This is a genomic window from Paraburkholderia sp. BR10141 (assembly GCF_056155635.1).
The window spans coordinates 38056-56412 of record NZ_JBMIQH010000032.1; the positions used below are offsets into that span (position 1 = coordinate 38056).

Here is an 18357-nt window from a genome sequence, read left to right on the forward strand (position 1 = left end):
CCTGTCGAAGCTGAGTGGCGGCGCGCGGCCGGATGCGTTGCGCATCGCGGTGTCGCCGCACGCCGCCTGCCTTTCGAGTTTGAAGGAAAGGATTGTCGTGTGCGATGAACTTGCTCAATAGTCGGTAGTAGAACGGCTGTGAAGGTTTCGAAAGAAACTGCCGTTAATATTGAATAAGGTTTGGTAACGACTTCGTTGCACGAATTCAGTGAGCCCGATGCAGAACGACTCCCTTTACGAGCGCGCCAGTGAGCGCCATTTCGCCGGCGACCTGCCGCGCGCGCGTCAGTTGTACACGCAATTGCTCGAAGCCGACGCAGCGCACGCGGGCGCGATGTTTCGCCTCGGCGTGATTGGTCTACAGGAAGGCGCGCCGGCCGATGCGATCGGCTGGCTGCAGCGCGCGCTCGCCATCGAGCCCGGTCAGCGGCGCTATCGCGAAGGCCTGGGGCAGGCCTATGCCATGGCCGCGCGCCACGCCGAAGCGGCGCAGATCTATCGCGGTCTGCTGGCGGACGACGCGTCGTCGGCCGATCTCTGGTGCGGGCTCGGCGCGGCGCTGCAGGCGCAGGGTGCGCTGGCGGAAGCGGTGGAGGCGTGGCGCGCGGCACTGGAGCGCGAGGCGAACCGGGCCGACGCCTGGAACAATCTCGGCAATTGTCTGCGTCTGCTGGGCGATTCCGGCGAGGCTCAGGCCGCTTACCGTCGAGCGCTCGCCTTGCAGCCGGGCGATGTCAACGCATTGACGAACCTCGGCACGCTGCTGCAGGAAGCGGGGCAGGACGAGGAGGCGCTCGAAAGCTTGCGCGCCGCGTTGGCGGCTGCGCCGGAAACCGCCGTCGCGATGATCAACCTCGGCGTGCTGCTGACGCGTCTTGAGCGTCTGGACGAGGCATTGCCCCTGCTCGAACGCGCGGTGGCCATCGAACCGCATATGGCGCATGCGGCCTACAACTATGGCGTCGCGCTGCAGGCGCGCGGCCGTTTGCGTGAGGCCGAAGCGCAATATCGCCGCGCGCTGGCGCTCGACGCGGCGCATGCGGAAGCGGCGAACAACCTTGGGAATGTCTGCCGCGATCTCGGCGATTACCCGGCTGCACGCGAAGCGTACGAAACGGCTATCCGCGCCCGGCCGGATTTCGTCGACGCGTTCAACAACGCCGCCAACCTGATGCGCACGCTCGGCAGCCTCGACGAGGCGCAAGCGCTCTTGCGCCAGGCGCTCGACCTCGATCCGTCGCGCTCGGCCACGCTCAACAATCTGGGCAACGTGCTCAAGGACTGCGGGGACCTGGGCGAAGGCATCGAATGCTTTCGCCGGGCCGTGGCGAGCGAACCCGGCAACCTCATCGCGCACAGCAATCTTCTGTACGCGTTGTCGTTCCAGGCCGAAGACCCGCAGGTGATTCTCGACGAGGCGAGACGCTGGTCCGCGCAGCACGAAGCGCCGCTCGGCGTGCAACGCACGCGGGCGGCTGTCGAACCCGCGGCGGGAAGGCGCTTGCGCATCGGTTACGTATCGGGCGATTTTCGTGAGCATTGCCAGGCATTGTTCATGACGCCGCTATTTGCCCACCACGACCGCACGCGCTTCGAAATTCACGCATATTCGAGCGTGGTCAGGCCCGATGCGACGACCGCACGTCTCGCCGCGCACGTAGACGAGTGGCACGACGTGCGCACGTTGAGCGACGCGGCGCTGGCGGACCAGATCCGTGCGGACGGCATCGATATCCTGGTCGATCTCACGATGCACATGTCCAATGGCCGGCCTCTGCTGTTCGCTCGCAAGCCGGCACCGGTGCAGGTCGCCTGGCTCGCTTATCCCGGTACGACCGGCATCGGCGCGATGGACTGGCGGCTCACCGATCCGTGGCTCGATCCGCCTGCACACGATCGCCACTACAGCGAAAAGTCGTGGCGTCTGCCGCACACGTTCTGGTGTTATGACCCGCTTGCTTCGGAGCCCGAAGTGAATGCGCTGCCGGCATCGAGCGCGGGATACGTCACGTTCGGCAGCCTGAACAACCCGTGCAAGCTCACCGATACGACGCTGAACCTGTGGGCCCGTGTATTCGCGCGCTTGCCTGCGGCGCGCCTCGTGCTCATGGCCGCCGAGGGCGAAGCGAGGCGCGGCCTCGTACAGCGGCTTGCGCGGGCAGGCATCGCCCCGGCGCGCGTGCGCTTCCTGCCGTTCCGGCCGCGCACGGATTATCTGCGCAGTTATCACGAGGTCGATCTCGGGCTCGACACGTTGCCGTACAACGGCCACACCACCTCGCTCGACGCGCTGTGGATGGGGGTGCCCGTCGTCACACGCATCGGGCCGACCGTGGCTGGGCGCGCGGGCTTGAGCCAGCTCGCGAACCTCGGTCTTACCGAATTGGCCGCCGATTCCGACGAGGCATTCGTGGAGACGGCGGTGAGTCTCGCGAACGACTTGCCGCGCCTCGCGAATCTGCGCGCGACGCTGCGCGAACGCATGGTGCACTCGCCGCTCATGGACGGAGAGCGGTTTGCGCGCGGCGTCGAAGCGGCGTACGACGCCATGTGGCGCGCTGCAGCGCAATAGGGCCATCTGGCGCGTAAATACGGGCAACTGGCGGCCGAGACCCAGCCGAACGGCCATCCAGCGTGCTGTATAAATATACAGTAGAATCTAGCCTGACAGCCAGGGCCGCGCGCCGATTCCCCGCGCGCGCCGCGCTGCAAGTTGCCGGGCCGCGCCGCGTATTTGCCCCATTTCGCGCGCCGTCCGGCCCCACGCGTGTGATCCAGCCGGAATGCCAGCGCAAGTGAGCGAAAACCGATCCATCCGAATCCGTGGTGCCCGCCAGCACAACCTCAAGAACCTCGACCTCGACCTGCACACCGGCGAAATGACGGTCGTCACCGGGCCTTCGGGCTCGGGCAAGTCGAGCCTCGTCTTCGATACGCTTTACGCGGAAGGCCAGCGCCGTTACGTCGAAACCTTCAGCGCCTACGCGCGTCAGTTCCTCGACCGCATGGACCGGCCGCAGGTCGATCGCGTGGACGGTGTGCCGCCCGCCATCGCCATCGACCAGACCAACCCCGTGCGCAGTTCGCGCTCGACGGTCGGCACGATGACGGAGCTCAATGACCACCTGAAGCTGCTGTACGCGCGCGCCGCGAATCTGTTCGACCGCGTCACGGCGCAGCCCGTACGGCACGACACGCCTGAGACGATTTACGCCGAACTGATGGCGCGTACGGCCGCGGGCGACCCGCGTCTTGTGGTCACGTTTCCGGTCGAGTTGCCCGATACGACCACCGAGGAAGAAGTCGCGCAGTGGCTCTCCGCGAGTGGCTATACGCGCGTGCAGGCGCAGCGCGAGGTGAAGACGGCCGAAGGCACGCGCAAGCTGCTCGACGTGGTCGCCGACCGTTTCCGCATGCAGAACGTGGAGAAGAGCCGCGCGATCGAGGCGATCGAAGCCTCGCTCAAGCGCGGCAGCGGGCGCGTGAACGTCTACGTGCTGGCCAGCAGCGATGACGATGCGCAGGCCGAGCCGCAGATCTGGCGCTTCTCGACGGGGCTGCATTGCCCGGACAGCGATTTACGCTACGCAGATCCGCAGCCCGCGTTGTTCTCGTTCAACTCGGCCTACGGCGCCTGCGACGCGTGCCGCGGTTTTGGCCGCGTGATCGGCGTGGATTGGGGCCTCGTGATCCCCGACGAGCGCAAGACGCTGCGCGGCGGCGCGATCAAGCCGCTGCAAACGCCGGCGTGGAAGGAATGCCAGGACGACCTGATGCGCTATGCCGCGAAAGCCGGCATTCCGCGCGATACGGCATGGTCCGAGCTGACGCAGGCGCAGCGCGACTGGGTGATCAACGGCGCGCCGGACTGGAAGGGCAGCTGGCAAACGCAGTGGTACGGCGTGAAGCGCTTCTTCCAGTATCTGGAGTCGAAGGCCTACAAGATGCACATCCGCGTGCTGCTGTCGAAGTACCGCAGCTATACGCCGTGCGAAACCTGCGGCGGCGCACGCCTGAAAACCGAGGCCCTGCAATGGCGCCTCGGCACGCAGCAGAACGCGGACGACGTGCTCGCGCCGTCGGGACGTTTCCTGCCGCACGGCGTGGACTGGACACGCGCGCAGCTCGAAGCGTTGCCGGGCCTCACCGTGCACGACGTGATGCTGCTGCCGATCGAGCGCATCCGCCGCTTCTTCGACAATCTTTCGCTTTCCTCAGCATTGCTCGACGACGCGCTGAAGCTGCTGCTCGAGGAAGTGCGCACGCGCCTGAAGTATCTCTGCGACGTGGGTCTCGGCTATCTGACGCTCGACCGCCAGAGCCGCACGCTTTCGGGCGGAGAAGTGCAGCGTATCAACCTGACCACGGCGCTCGGCACGTCGCTCACGAAAACGCTGTTCGTGCTCGATGAGCCGAGTATTGGCCTGCATCCGCGCGACCTCAACCGCATCGTCGAAGCGATGCAACGTCTGCGCGACGCGGGCAACACGCTCGTCGTGGTCGAGCACGATCCGTCCGTGATGCTCGCGGCCGACCGCCTCATCGACATGGGCCCCGGCCCGGGCGAGCGCGGCGGCTCGATCGTCTACGACGGCACGCCGAACGATATCCGCTCCTCGGGCACCCTGACGGGCGAGTACCTGGGCGGCCACCGCGCCGTTGCCGACGCTTCGCACTGGGAGCGACGCCCGGTTGATGCGTCCACGCCGAACCTCCTGCTCGAAGGCGCGAGCGAACACAACCTGCGCGACGTGACCGTGCAGATTCCGCTGCTGCGGCTCGTGTGCGTGACGGGCGTCTCGGGCTCGGGCAAATCCACGCTGGTGCAGGACGTGCTCTATCCCGCGCTCGCGCGGCATCTGGGCAAGGCGACGGACGCGCCGGGCACGTTCCGCAAGCTGAGCGGCGCGGAGCAGATCAGCGACGCCGTGTTCGTCGATCAGTCGCCGATCGGCAAGACGGCGCGCTCGAATCCGGCCAGCTATGTCGGCGCCTTCGACGAGATCCGCAAGCTGTTCGCCAAGGCGACGCTCGCGAAGCAACGTGGGTACACGGCGGGCATGTTCAGCTTCAACTCGGGCGAAGGCCGCTGCCCGACCTGCGGCGGTTCGGGTTTCGAGCACATCGAAATGCAGTTCCTGAGCGATGTGTATCTGCGTTGCCCCGATTGCGACGGCAGCCGCTATCGCGCGGAAGTGCTCGAAGTGAAGATCGAGCGCGCGGGCCGCACGCTTTCGGTGGCGGACGTGCTCGACCTCACGGTCAGCGAAGCAGTGCAATGCTTCGCTGAGGATGCCGAAGTATTGCGCGTGCTGCAGCCTATCGTGGACGTCGGTCTCGAATACGTGAAGCTCGGCCAGCCGGTGCCGACGCTCTCGGGCGGCGAGGCGCAGCGCCTGAAGCTCGCGGGGTATCTCGCGGAAACCGCGCAGTCGCGCGGCAAGGAGGCGGGCGGGCGCCTCTTCATGTTCGACGAACCGACTACGGGCCTGCATTTCGACGACATCGCCAAGCTGATGCGCGCCTTCGGCAAGCTGCTCGCGGGCGGTCATTCGCTGCTCGTGATCGAACATAACCTCGACGTGATCCGCGCCGCAGATTGGCTGATCGATCTCGGCCCCGAAGGCGGCGACGCGGGCGGCGAAGTGGTGTGCGTCGGCACGCCCGAAGACGTGATCGCGTGTCCGCGTTCGCATACGGGCGCGGCGCTCGAGCGCTACGAAGCCGCGCTTGGCAGCGGTGTCGAACTGCTGGCGGAAGAAGAGGGCGTGGCGCTGCAAACCGCGTTGCGTGCCGCGCAGGCGCGCCGCGAGGTGCAGGGCGAGGACGTGGTGCGCATCGTGAATGCGCGCGAGCACAACCTCAAGGCGCTCGATGTCGATATTCCGCACGGCCGCTTCAACGTCATCACGGGCGTGTCGGGCTCGGGCAAGTCCACGCTCGCGTTCGACATCCTCTTTCACGAAGGCCAGCGGCGCTACCTCGAATCGCTCAACGCGTATGCGCGTTCGATCGTGCAGCCGGCGGGCCGCCCCGAAGTCGATGCCGTGTACGGCATTCCGCCGACCGTCGCGATCGAGCAGCGCCTTTCGCGCGGCGGCCGCAAGAGCACGGTCGCCACGACCTCCGAGGTGTGGCACTTCCTGCGTCTGCTTTACGTGAAGCTCGGCGTGCAGCACTGCGTGCATGACGGCACGCCCGTCACGTCGCAGAGCGTCGATGCGATCGTCGCGCAGCTGCTGCGCGAACATCGCGGCCAGCATGTCGGTTTGCTCGCGCCGCTCGTCGTCAATCGCAAGGGCGTCTACACCGATCTCGCGAAGTGGGCGAAGGCGCGCGGCAACACGCATCTGCGCGTGGATGGCGAATTCGTGCCCGTCGCGCCGTGGCCCAAGCTCGACCGCTTCCGCGAGCATACGATCGAGTTGCCCGTGGGCGACCTCGTGATCGAGCCGGAAAACGAGGCGCAATTGCGCACGCTGCTCGGCGCGACGCTCGAAGCGGGCAAGGGCATCGTGCACCTGCTCGCGCCGCTCGACGGCCTCGATCACGTGATTGGCAATGGCGGTTCGACGGCGAGCATCGGCGAGGTGAAGGTGCTGTCGACGCGGCGCGCCTGCCCGGTGTGCGGCACGAGCTATCCCGAACTCGATCCGCGTATGTTCTCGTACAACAGCAAGCACGGCTGGTGCACGACCTGCGTGGGTACGGGCCTCGCGCTCACGCGCGAGCAGCGCGCCGCCTACGACGACACGATCGTCGCCGAAGACGGCCGTGGCCGCGAGCAAACCTTGCCTTCGGAGGAGCAGGAACCCGACGGCATGGTCGACGAGCCGTGCCACGATTGCGGCGGCACGCGCCTGAATCCGGTGGCGCGCGCCGTGACGTTCGACGCGCATGCCATCGTCGACGTCGCGCAGTGGACCGTGGCGGATACGCGCCGCTGGATCGATACGCTGAAGCTTGGCGGCCGCGACGCGCAGATCGCGCGCGACGTGGTGAGCGAGATCCGCAGCCGGCTGCAGTTTCTGGAAGAAGTGGGGCTCGGCTATCTGAGCCTCGATCGCGCCGCGCCCAGCCTTTCGGGTGGCGAGGCGCAGCGCATTCGTCTCGCGGCGCAACTGGGCAGTAACTTGCAGGGCGTCTGCTACGTGCTCGACGAACCGACCATCGGCCTGCATCCGCGCGACAACCAGATCCTGCTCGACGCGCTGCGCAGCCTCGGCGAGAAGGGCAACACGCTCGTCGTGGTCGAGCACGACGAGGACACGATCCGGCGCGCCGATCACATCATCGACATCGGTCCGAGCGCGGGCAAGCGCGGCGGCCGCGTGGTCGCGCAGGGCAGTGTGGCCGATCTCGCGGCGCAGGCCGATTCGCTCACGGGTCGCTATCTCGCACAGCCTATCCGGCACCCGCTGCAGCCGCGCCGCGAAGTGCGTCCGGCGCGCGCGGGACGCGAGGCGGTGCCGGGCCAATGGCTGACCGTGCACGGCGGCAAGCTGCACAACCTGCGCAACGTCACCGCGCAGATTCCGCTCGGACGTCTCGTGGCGATCACCGGCGTGAGCGGCTCCGGCAAGTCCACGCTCGCGCGCGACGTGCTGCTTTCCAATCTGCTCGACGCCGTGGGGCGTTCGGTGCTGTCTTCGCCTGCCGAGCGCCGCGCGCGCAAGGCGGTGAAGGAGAAAGCGCCGAGCGCGGCGGAGCGCCGGTCGAGCGTGCTCGCGCGCACGAGCGCGAAGCCGAAGCTCGAGGTTTCGCATACGTGGCAGGGCTGCGATTCGATTAGCGGATGGGAAAGCATCGACCGCGTGCTCGAAGTCGACCAGACGCCGATCGGCAAAACGCCGCGCTCGTGCCCCGCGACCTATATCGGCGTGTGGGACGCGATCCGCCGCCTTTTTGCCGATACGCTCGAGGCGCGCGCCCGCGGCTATAGCGCGTCGCGTTTCTCGTTCAATACCGGCGACGGACGCTGTCCCGCGTGCGAAGGCCAGGGCGTGCGCACCATCGGCATGAGCTTCCTGCCCGACGTGAAGGTGCCGTGCGACGTGTGCCACGGCCAGCGCTTCAATCCGGAAACGCTGGCCGTGACGTGGCGCGGCCGGAACATCGGCGAAGTGCTGACGATGGAAATCGACGAGGCGGTGGAGTTCTTCGGGTCGATCACGAGTATTTCGCACCCGCTGCAGCTCATGAAGGACGTGGGTCTCGGCTACCTGACGCTCGGCCAGCCTTCGCCCACGCTCTCGGGCGGCGAGGCGCAGCGCATCAAGCTCGTGACCGAACTCTCGAAGGTGCGCGACGACATCACGCGCCGCGGCCAGAAGGCGCCGCACACGCTCTACGTGCTCGACGAGCCCACGGTGGGCCTGCACATGGCCGACGTGGCGCGCCTCATCAGCGTGCTGCACCGGCTTGCGGACGCGGGACATAGCGTCGTCGTGATCGAGCACGACCTCGACGTGATCGCCGAAGCCGACTGGATCATCGATCTCGGGCCCGAAGGCGGCGTGGGCGGTGGCACGATCGTCGCCGCGGCCGATCCCGAAGCGCTTGCGAAGGTGCGGGCGAGCCACACCGGTGCGGCGCTCGCGCCCGTGCTGGCGCGTGGCCAGGGTGACGTGAGCGCCGCCGAAAGCAAGCTTGCACCAGAGCGGCGCGCAACGGGCGCGGCGGCTTCAGGCTAAAGGAATGGAGCGGGCCGCAGAGGCCCGCTCCGCCTTGAAACCGCTTGATCTGTGCCGCGCGCGCAAGGTATCATCGGTTCCGCTTGCAGCAAACGTTCGCTCACCTGTAGCGGCGTCACCTGAGAGCGGAGCAGCGGACTACAGATCCCCTCCGAACCGGTCGCGGGCTCCATACCCAGGCTACCTCATCAGTGCAGCAAGGCTTCGCAGTTCGTGCGCGAAGCCTTTGTCTTTTCAGGGAAGACCATTCTTTGCCGATCGTTGTATCGGTGCCTTGCCCTTGACGAAGCGAGAGGAATTAATCGATGTTCGACCTCGATGGAGAGGCGCGCGAACGGCTCATCGTGTGGATTCGACGCCGCATGGAAGAGTACGGCATTACGTTCGAAGAGCTTGAAGCGTCTATTGCTGAAAGCGAAAAACTACCCAAGTACCGCGACGCATACGGGAATACGTGGAATGGCGAGGGCGATATGCCGGCCTGGCTGTTGCGCTATAAGCACGCGGGACAGGATATCGAGCATTTTCGCTGCTAGCCATGACGGTGCGTGAGTGCGCGCCGGTGTTGCCCTTCGACCGCCAGACCGTTCGCGGCGCATGCCGCAAAGCCGCACATCGGTGCGGCGCCCAGTATTATTCAGCATAGTTTTAAAATGCCTTTCGGCGCGAGCCGGGATTTAATTGCGCCTCCTAATGTGCCGTGCCGGTTTAGGCGCGCAATGATTTATGCATTCTTTTTTGCTGGCATTTGCGCGCGTAATTAGTCAGCTTTTTTGAAAACTTCGGTTGGCTGCGCGATCAAGCTGCGCGACAATCTCGCCCATTGCGTTCTTGCTACGGCAGGGAGGTAGTCATGGCGATACTCGTGCTGGGCCTCGTGATTTTCATTGGTGTCCATTCGATCCGCATCGTGGCAGGGCCCTGGCGCGCCGCGCAGATCGAGCGCCTGGGTCCGCGTGCCTGGCGAGGCGCGTTCGCGTTGCTCTCCATTCTGGGCTTCGTGCTGATCGTCTATGGCTACGGTCTGTCACGCCGCTACCCCGTGCCGATCTGGCTGCCGCCGTTCTGGATGGCGCATGTCACGGCACTCCTCACCGCCATTGCCTTCATTCTGATCGTCGCGGCCTATGTGCCGGGCAATCACTTCAAGCGCGCGCTCGGCCAGCCGTTCGTGAGCGGCGTCGCGCTTTGGGCGTTCGCGCATCTGCTCGCCAACGGCACGCTCAACGACATCATCCTCTTCGGGGTCTTCCTCGTCTGGGCGTTGTTCGAGCTGCGAGGCGAGAACCGGCGCGACCGAGAAGCCGGGGTGGTCTATCCGCCGGGAGAGGTGTCGCGCGATGCGATCGTCGTCGTGGTCGGGCTCGTCGTCTGGGCCGTGTTCGCCTTCTGGCTGCATGGCGTGCTGATCGGCGTGCGGCCGCTCGGCTGAGTGCGCGGCAGGCCGCGAGCGCACTGCAAAAAAAGAAGCCTGCGCATGGCAGGCTTCACAAGGTACAGCTCGGAGTTCCGCGATCAGATCGCAGTGTCACGATCATAGGGCCAGTTCATGAAAGCCGCGTGAAAGTCCGCGCGATTCGTCTCGCGTGTCCGTTGATGCATCAAAGATCGAAGAACACCGTTTCCTGTTCGCCCTGCATGCGGATGTCGAACGTGTAGACGATGCTGCCGGCCTGCTCGCTACGGCGCGCGATGAGCGTGTCGCGGCGCGCCGCGGGCACGGCGGAGAGCACCGGGTCCGCGGCGTTGGCGGCGGCTTCGTCTTCGAAGTAGATGCGCGTAAAGGTGTGCGTGAGCATCCCGCGCATCATCACGATCACATTCAGATGCGGCGCTTCGCCGGCGTTCTCGACGCCCGGCTTCACGGTGTGCACGATGAAACGGTGCTGCGCATCCGTGCCCGTGCCCACGCGTGCAAAACCGCGGAAGCCGTCTTTGGCGATTTCCTCGCGCGAAGCCGGATAGCGGCCGTTTGCGTCGACCTGCGAAAACTCGAGCATCGCGTCGAACACGGCGTTGCCGTCGCCGTCGATCACGCGGCCGATCAGCGTGATGTGCTCGCCCGGCGTTTCAGGCCCGACCACGTTGGCCGTGAAGAGGCTCTTCAAATCGAAGTCGTATTGCTGCGGACACAGGCCGTAGGCAAAGTACGGGCCGACCGTTTGCGAAGGCGTTTCCTTGAGGGCCATGGTTCAACGCTCCGTGGGGGTTTGGTTCGGGCCGCGCAGCACGATGTCGAATTCGTAGCCGAGTGCGTAGCCTTCTTCGGTGGTGTCGAGCGAGAAGCGCGAAATCATGCGCTCGCGTGCGTCTTCCGGCGTGCCCTGATAGATCGGGTCGAACGCGAGCAGCGGGTCGCCGGGGAAATACATCTGCGTGACGAGACGCGAGCCGAAGTAGTCGCCGAACAGCGAGAAGTGGATGTGATTCGGACGCCACGCGTTCGGGTGATTGCCCCAGGGATACGCGCCCGGCTTGATCGTGAGGAAACGATAGCGGCCGTCGTTATCGGTGATCGCGCGGCCGGCGCCGAGGAAGTTCGGATCGAGCGGCGCGTCGTGCTGGTCCTGCTTGTGGACATAGCGGCCGGCGGCATTGGCCTGCCAGATTTCGACGAGCGTGTTGCGCACCGGCTTGCCGCCTTCGTCGAGCACGCGGCCCGTCACGATGATGCGCTCGCCGAGCGGCGCGCCATTCCTGGCCGCGTTGCGCGTGAGGTCGTGGTCGAGCGCGCCGAGATCGTCGGTGCCGTACACGGGTGCGTGCTGGTTGCGCAGCTTTTCCTTCAGGGGGATGAGCGGGAGCGTGGGGCCGCGTTTGACCGACGAACGGTACGGCGGATAAACGTACGCGGGATGCGAGTCGAAGTCGCGCGGCGACAGGATGGACTCGTCCATGGGGTGTCTCCTGGGGTGGATTATTGGGGAAGGGCTCGTTGCCTGCAGCGATTTGTCGCTACGAGCCGATGCAGCCACTTTATCCAAAGCGAAAAGTTATGCAAAATGATGTTTTTTCGCACTTCGTATAACGAACCGTTATGCAAAACCGGCTCGCGGACGGACGCGTCAAATTCCGCCATCTCCAGTGTTTTCTTGCCGTGGCGCAGATGGGCAGCGTGCAGCAGGCTGCCGAGAGTCTTTCGGTCACGCAGCCCGCGGTGTCGAAGACGATCGCCGAGCTGGAGCTCGTGCTGGGCGTGAAGCTGTTCGAGCGCGGTCGGCACGGTGCGGTGCCCACCCGCGAGGGGCAGCTTTTCATGCCACACGCGAGCGCCTGCGTGAGCGCGCTGCGCCAGGGCGTGGCCTTGCTCGCGCGCGACGAAGGCGCGGTGGCCGCGACGCTCGATATCGGCGTGCTGCCCACGGTGGCGACGGCGTTGCTGCCCGGCGCGTTGCGTCACTTCGGCGAGGAATGGCCGCGGGTGAGCGTGCGGCTCGTGACGGGCGCCAACACGGAGTTGCTCGAGCGGTTGAAGACAGGGGCAATCAGCTTTGCAGTGGGCCGTCTGGCCGACCCCGAGCGCATGGTGGGCCTGAGCTTCGAGCAGTTGTACAACGAGCCGCTCGCCGTGGTGGTGCGCGCGGGACATCCGCTCGCGCCGGGGGCGGGGCTGCCGGCGCAACTCGCATCGTTTCCGCTTGTGCTGCCGCCGTTCGGCACGTTGATCCGCCAGGCGGCGGACAGTCTGCTCGCCGCCTGGGGGGCGCCGCCGCTGTCGGCGTTCGTCGAGTTGCTATCGGTTTCGGTGGGGCGCGCGCTCGCGCTCGAGAACGACGCGGTGTGGTTCGTGCCCGCCGGTGCCGTCGAGTACGACCTGCGGCGCGGGACGCTGGTGCGGTTGCCGTTGCCTTCTGCGGGCGGCGAGGAGCCGGTGGGGGTGATTCAGCGTACCGATACCCAGCCCACGCCTGCCGGTCGCGCGCTGATCGAGGCGGTGCGGCGTGCGGCGCGCGAGCGCGATGTGCGGCCGGATGGCTCAGCGGCTCCGCGGGCGCGGCGTGCGCGTACCGCAAACCCTTCCGCTGGCAAGCGTTCGCCCGACGCCGGGGGGTGAGGCTTTACGGCTCCAGCAGACCCAACGCCGCGCGCCACATTTAGCTGGCCGTGAGCTTCGTCCTGGCGCGTGACTTCGAGGTTGCCGACGCTTCCGGTGCGACGCCGGGCAGGCGCGCACTCGTTGCCATCCACAGCACTTCGGCGTCTTCTTCGCTCGTCGAAATGGCCGCGTGGCCGGTGCGGCTGTCGAAGTAGAGGCTGTCGCCGGCTTCCAGACAGGTGGGCGCGTAAAGCTCCGAATACAGGCATACGCTGCCGCTGATCACGTAGAGAAACTCTTCGCCTTCGTGGCGGCCCCAATCGTCGAACGCATCGAGCGAATGGGCGGTGATGCGGATGCGAAACGGCAGCATGGCCTTGTGCGCGAGATCGGTTGCGAGCAACTCCATTTGATAGCCGCGATAGGCGTGGCGTTGACCCGCGCCATTGCGCGTGAGCGCGCGGCGGCCGCCGGCATTGAGCTTGGGCGGGGTGCCGAACAGCTCGGCCAGGTCGATTCCGAGCCCGCCGACGATCTTTTGCAGCACGTCGAAGGTCGGCGACATGAGCCCGTTTTCGACTTTCGACAGGGTCGAGCGCGAGACGCCGCACAGGCGGCTGGCCGTATCGAGCGTCAGCTCCTGGGCGACGCGCGCGGCGCGCACGCGGCGGCCGAGGTCGGTGGTCGCCGTGCTGGCGGATGGGGTGAGCGTGGAATCCATGGGCTACGTTCGAATGCTGACGAAAAGCCCTGGTTGGGCCCCGCGATGTCTTACCGATCATATCAAACGGTTGCCCGCACGAAACCCTGGACTGGCCTGGCTGGGCCGCGACGTCGGCTCGGCGGTATGGGTTAACCCATCGTGGATTGACGCCCTGTCCAATTGCGAATTAAAACGATTCGACTTAACGATATCTAAAAGTTAATCCGCCGATGTTTTAACAAATTTTAAAGATTTCTGGTTTTGATATTAGAGTGACGCCTCAATATGCGTCCATGCGCCGCGGCTCTCACGGATTTTGATATTTATCATTGTAATCAGATGATGTGGATCAAGTGGAGAGAGCAAAATGCATGACGAACGACTGGAGTTATTGCTGGCAATCTCGCGAAGAACGCTCGGGATCGAGAGCTTCGAACTGACCGGGAAGCCGACCGCCGACGCGCACCTCGTGAGCGCGGAGGATATTGGCCGCGCGCTGGAGTCGGCCTATGACGCCGGGCTGATCGTCGGCTACCGCATGGGACGCGTGGAGTGCGAAGAGAACACCTGATTACCGCATGACGCGATTTAGGAGCGGCGCCCTTTAAAGGGGCGCCGTTTTTATTTTGGTTTTGGTTAATACGATAATAAACGTTGCCTGATTAATGGGCGATGTGGCGCCTGACCGGTTCCGACGATTGTCAATCGACGCTTCATCGGCTGCATGACTCCCAGGGTGCCTGCACCTGTTGCCAGGAAAACCTGACCGATCAGACGAGCCGACGCAATGGCGCGAGCGACCAATCGTGCGGCACGCCATGCACGGCGAAAAACCACGCGGCCACCCATGACGCCGCGACGACGATCAGGTCGCAGCGTCCGCTGCGCCACCAGTTCAGCGAATGCCGTTGAAAGATCCACGGCACACCGAGCGGATTGGGCCAGTCCGCGAACAGGTGGATCACGCCTCCGCAAGCGAAGCCGAACGCGGGCGCCGCGAGCGGCACGTGCCCGAGTTTGTGATACGACCACACGAGCAACGCGATCCAGCCGATGCCCCAGTGCGTGAACGTGCGATGCGTGATCCAGAGGCGACGCTTCTTGCGCCACCAGGCGACCTCCAGCCAGTCGGGCGCCGATCCGCCCGCGACACCCGCTGCGAACGCGAGCGCGGCGTAGAGATGCCAGGCGCTATCGGCGCCCTGATGTGTGACGATTGCGGCGGCGATGACGCCGGCGGCCCAACCCGTGGCGTGATGTGCGGTGCCTGATGCCATGAAGCGGTGTGTTGCGAAGTCGAAGGGGGCGCAATCTTCGCAGATGTGTCGCCGTTATGACAGGGGTGACATGCGGGCGACGTGCGGTACGTCGTGTGGCGCGTGCGGTGCCCGCGCCAGCCGTTCGCGCGTCAGGTCGTGCAGCGCGCCACGTCGAAGCGCAGTTCTTCTTCAGGCGGATCGTTCGACGCGGACGCGCCGTGCGTGACGCGAATGACCGAGCCGTGGCCATTCGGCGTGAGCGTGACGAAGTACGACGCGTCCGAGCGCGAGCCTACGCTCAGTTCCGTCGTATTGCCGTCGCGCGAACTGTGCACGTGCGGCAAGCGGTCTTCGAGGCAGCTCGCGACCGACGACGCCGAACGCGCCGACGAAGCGTAGATCATCGGTTCGCCATTCGAAGCAGTGCCGGACGGCGGTGTCGAGCCACAAGCGGCGATGAGTGCGAGCGGAGTCGCGGCGAGAAGTCGTTGCGTGAGCGTTTTCATAGGCGGCGTGACAATATCGAAGCAGCGGATTATGCCAATGAGTATACGCACCCTGATCTGAATCAAGGCCTACGCAGACGTAAAAAGATGCAACAGTTCACAAGAAAAAACGCACATGCGCTTGTGGCGCATGTGCGTTTCGCAAAGGACAGGCAGCGTGGCGGGTCGCGCCGGGTTTGCCCAACCGCGAGCGATCAGAAGCGGTGACGCAGACCGACTGTCGCGGCCACCTGGTTGTTCGTTGAAGAAGGCGAGAGCGTATTGATCGCAGCGACGTTTGCGATGCCCGAGCCGTCGGCGTTATAGCCGAGCGAGCCCGAAGCGTGCTGGTAGACGCCAGCGAGGTAGACGTCCGTGCGCTTGCTCAACGAGTAGTCGGTGCCGAGCACCACGGTGTGCCACTTCGGGCTGTTGTTGCTGCCGTTGCCGGTGACCGTGCCGTCGGTGAACGTGTAGGAGCCGACGAACGCGAGGGCGGGCGTCAGATGGTAGGCGCCGTTGATTTCATAGTTGTCGACGTGCAGGTTGAGGCCTGAGAGGCCCGGCAGCGGCGCGCTGCCGCCACTCGAGAGACTCTGCATGCCGTCGATCTGCGAGTGTGTCCACACGAAGCCAACTTGTGCCGGGCCGTAGGTGTAGTTCACGCCCGCGCCAAACGAGCGCTGCAGCCGCGCCGAGATGTTCTGGTCGGCCGAGGCCGCGCTGTTCGCGGCGCCGAGGCCGCCGGAGTTGTTTTGTTGCGAGTAGGCGGCCGCGAAGTTCAGCGGGCCGTTGCCGTACGATGCGCCCACGCTCCACGCGCGGCCATTCGCGAAGCCGTTCGCGTCGTTGCTGAAGCCGTACAGGCCGCCGAACTGGAGGCCCGCGTAGTTTGCGCTGGCGTACTTGACCGAGTTCTTGATCGAATAGCTTTGGGCGAGGTTGTCGTTGTCGAACGGGTGGCCCGCGAGATTGTTGCCGTAGCCCGCGCCGGCTTCCGAGAGCGGCGAGAGGTAGTCGACCATCGAGTCGTACTGCCGCCCGAGCGTGAGCGTGCCGAACTTGTCGCTCTTCAAGCCGACGTAGGCCTGGCGGTTAAAGCCGCTGTCGCCGTTCTTGTAGCCGCCGTTGTTGAGATTGAAGCCGCTTTCGAGGGTGAAGATCGCCTTCAGGCCGCCGCCCAGGTCTTCGGCGCCGCGAAAGCCGAAGTAGTTGTTCGAGAGAGCGCCGCTGCCCTGAGCCCACAGGCTGTGGCCGCCGACGTTGTTCGCGTAGACGATGCCGGCGTCGAGCGAGCCGTAAAGGGTGACGCTGCTTTGCGCATGGGCGCTGATGGCAAATGCACTGAGGACGCCTGCAGCAATGAGTGCTTTTTTCATGTTTTTCTCCGGTCAGAACTTGGGGAATCTCAGGCCGAATATTCTGAAAATCGATTTCGTGCCCGGATGATTCGCAACGAAGTGTAAGCCCGGTATTCGGCGTATTTACGCAAATTGACGCAACAATGCATTCATCTCATTTCGCGATCGGCATTAATCGCCGTAAGTGATTGCATATAAAGACTTTTTCTATTGGATTATCGGGTGCGACAAAATGGTCGATCTGGATAATCCGTTGTGCACCCGCGACGATGCGACAAACCCGCGCAGGAGCTGGCCTAACGCGAGTTCAACGCTTTTTCAAGCGCGATTCTTGTCGTTTGGTGAAAGGTACTGTTCCAGATCATGGGCTGAACCCACGCATTGCGCGGCGGTACAATGGCTTCAGCCCTCGACCAAGGGTGGTCTTTTTTCATCTGTTTTTACGCGGCTCTCGGGCCGCGTTTTTTTTTGCCCGCAGGAAATGATTTTAAATTAATGCGCAAGGCGAAATGATGCGTTGCGGAAAACGCAATGATTAAAATCGCCAGTCGATATTCTGCTTTGGTGGCGCGATAATCCGAACCGGCTGGATAGAAAGACGCGGCGCCCGACGCGCGACGCGATCCGGGTAGAATCTTGCCCTTGCCCCGCGACGGGCAAGTCCCCCGCAGAACCCGATGAAAACCCCGCCATGACCGATTCCTCACCCGCAACCGATTCCGATTTCCCCGCCGATGACCTCGCCGCTGAAGCCGAGGTGATCCAGGAGGCGCGCCTGTGGCGCAAGGACGGCTGGACCGCGCGCGTGATCAAGAATGAGGACGACGACGGCTGGGCCGTCGAAATGATCAAGGACGGCGAGCCTGAGCCTGCACTCGTCGGCCCGTGGACCATGGGCCGTGACAAGAAGAATCCCAAGCCGCTCGACACGTCGGCGTTCAACACGCTCGTGAAGACCGCTTCGGAGGTGCTGCGCCGGCACGAGCAGCAATTGCGCGCACTGCTGCACAAGCGCGTGAGCGTGCAGACCGCCGAAGGCGATGTGGACGTGACGCTCGACATCGTTCCCGACGAGTACGAGCCCTACGGGCTCATCAGCGCGATCGACGCGTTCGGCGAGCAACTCGCTCAGGCGCGCGTCGCGCCGAACTTCAAGCTCACGAAAGCCCGCGCCGAGGCCTGGGCCGAAGGCGGTTTCGGGCGTATCGAATAACGCTCAAAGCCTGCCCGCTTACTCCTGCTTGCAGAAGATCGCTGTTAACAGCGGTCCGGCATGGTGGACGATGGCGTTATTGCCTGCCGCCGTGAGGGCCGCCTGCACCCTCGTCTGGGTGCCGACCACGACGGCGCCGTAGGCGGAAGGGGCGATGGGTGTGCCGTCGCCGGTCTTGAAGAGCGGGTCGTCCTTCTGGAAACCCACGATGGCGAACACGCTGAAGCCATAGGCGGTCATGTGCTGGCCGCGCGCGGGCCAGAATGCGTTGATCGAATTGCTTTCGACCTTCATGGGCTTCGGATCGATCAGGTTTTGCGTGATCAGCCCGGAGATGAAGTCGTGTGCGGACTCGCTGCAGGTCAGCGAATCGTCGATGGCGGCGGCGCGGGCGTTGCCGGCGAGAAGCGTCAGGACAGCGAGAAAAAGGGCGGCAAAGGTAAAGCGTTTCATTACGTGAATGGCGAAAGTGCGTGCGCCCGAGCCGTTGGACGCAAAACGTCCGGGCTGGCGCGAAGGGTTGCACTCTACGCGTGTTCGGGCAACTTCGCTTGCGGCGCCGCGGGAGCCGATTGAGCGCTTTGCCTTACAGAACCACAAGCAGAAA

At 64.8% G+C, this 18357-nt stretch carries 14 protein-coding genes; 7 read left to right on the forward strand and 7 right to left on the reverse strand.

The window, feature by feature from the left end; genetic code table 11:
* Positions 1-217: 217 nt before the first annotated feature.
* The 4 genes from ACOJB8_RS32155 to ACOJB8_RS32170 all read left to right on the forward strand — a co-directional run bounded on the left by ACOJB8_RS32155 (position 218) and on the right by ACOJB8_RS32170 (position 10125).
* Positions 218-2572, forward strand: coding sequence for a tetratricopeptide repeat protein (locus ACOJB8_RS32155; RefSeq protein WP_069267364.1), 2355 nt, complete (start codon positions 218-220; stop codon positions 2570-2572).
* 211 nt (positions 2573-2783) lie between these two features.
* A complete protein-coding gene (gene uvrA / locus ACOJB8_RS32160; protein WP_475016175.1) occupies positions 2784-8693 on the forward strand; it encodes an excinuclease ABC subunit UvrA in 5910 nt (1969 codons plus the stop codon).
* Between the two features lie 305 nt (positions 8694-8998).
* Positions 8999-9229 carry an H-NS histone family protein gene (locus ACOJB8_RS32165; protein ID WP_069267441.1) on the forward strand — a complete coding sequence of 77 codons (231 nt, stop codon included), beginning with the start codon at positions 8999-9001 and terminating at the stop codon, positions 9227-9229.
* A gap of 317 nt (positions 9230-9546) precedes the next feature.
* On the forward strand, positions 9547-10125 hold the full coding sequence (locus tag ACOJB8_RS32170) for an NnrU family protein (protein WP_069267442.1): 579 nt from the start codon (positions 9547-9549) through the stop codon (positions 10123-10125).
* Positions 10126-10294: 169 nt separating this feature from the next.
* Here the strand turns inward: ACOJB8_RS32170 and pcaG are convergent, their stop codons facing one another.
* Entirely contained in the window at positions 10295-10882 is a 588-nt protein-coding gene (gene pcaG / locus ACOJB8_RS32175; protein ID WP_069267443.1) for a protocatechuate 3,4-dioxygenase subunit alpha, read from the reverse strand.
* A 3-nt stretch (positions 10883-10885) separates the two neighbouring features.
* On the reverse strand, positions 10886-11590 hold the full coding sequence (gene pcaH, locus ACOJB8_RS32180) for a protocatechuate 3,4-dioxygenase subunit beta (protein ID WP_069267444.1): 705 nt from the start codon (positions 11588-11590) through the stop codon (positions 10886-10888).
* Between the two features lie 140 nt (positions 11591-11730).
* Between pcaH and pcaQ the strand changes: the two genes are divergently transcribed.
* Positions 11731-12747, forward strand: coding sequence for a pca operon transcription factor PcaQ (gene pcaQ / locus ACOJB8_RS32185; protein WP_069267445.1), 1017 nt, complete (start codon positions 11731-11733; stop codon positions 12745-12747).
* Positions 12748-12787: 40 nt separating this feature from the next.
* On the opposite strand, the gene ACOJB8_RS32190 is transcribed toward pcaQ, so the two are convergent.
* Positions 12788-13450, reverse strand: coding sequence for a helix-turn-helix domain-containing protein (locus ACOJB8_RS32190; protein WP_475016177.1), 663 nt, complete (start codon positions 13448-13450; stop codon positions 12788-12790).
* A 349-nt stretch (positions 13451-13799) separates the two neighbouring features.
* Here ACOJB8_RS32190 and ACOJB8_RS32195 point away from each other — a divergent pair, with 349 nt between their 5' ends.
* Positions 13800-14003, forward strand: a complete 204-nt coding sequence (locus ACOJB8_RS32195) for a DUF6900 domain-containing protein (protein WP_342946330.1) — start codon at positions 13800-13802, stop codon at positions 14001-14003.
* A gap of 199 nt (positions 14004-14202) precedes the next feature.
* On the opposite strand, the gene ACOJB8_RS32200 is transcribed toward ACOJB8_RS32195, so the two are convergent.
* The 3 genes from ACOJB8_RS32200 to ACOJB8_RS32210 form a co-directional block, all read right to left on the reverse strand.
* The gene (locus ACOJB8_RS32200) at positions 14203-14709 is read right to left on the reverse strand and encodes a metal-dependent hydrolase (protein WP_069267448.1); all 507 of its coding nucleotides are present in this window, start codon (positions 14707-14709) and stop codon (positions 14203-14205) included.
* Positions 14710-14840: 131 nt separating this feature from the next.
* Complete coding sequence (locus tag ACOJB8_RS32205) at positions 14841-15095, reverse strand: sugar ABC transporter ATPase (RefSeq protein ID WP_256094947.1); 255 nt, start codon at positions 15093-15095, stop codon at positions 14841-14843.
* 296 nt (positions 15096-15391) lie between these two features.
* The gene (locus ACOJB8_RS32210; RefSeq protein ID WP_069267450.1) at positions 15392-16555 is read right to left on the reverse strand and encodes a porin; all 1164 of its coding nucleotides are present in this window, start codon (positions 16553-16555) and stop codon (positions 15392-15394) included.
* A gap of 673 nt (positions 16556-17228) precedes the next feature.
* Here ACOJB8_RS32210 and ACOJB8_RS32215 point away from each other — a divergent pair.
* Positions 17229-17750 carry a hypothetical protein gene (locus ACOJB8_RS32215; RefSeq protein ID WP_069267451.1) on the forward strand — a complete coding sequence of 174 codons (522 nt, stop codon included), beginning with the start codon at positions 17229-17231 and terminating at the stop codon, positions 17748-17750.
* Positions 17751-17768: 18 nt separating this feature from the next.
* Here the strand turns inward: ACOJB8_RS32215 and ACOJB8_RS32220 are convergent, their stop codons facing one another.
* The gene (locus tag ACOJB8_RS32220) at positions 17769-18203 is read right to left on the reverse strand and encodes a hypothetical protein (RefSeq protein ID WP_069267452.1); all 435 of its coding nucleotides are present in this window, start codon (positions 18201-18203) and stop codon (positions 17769-17771) included.
* Positions 18204-18357: the final 154 nt, after the last annotated feature.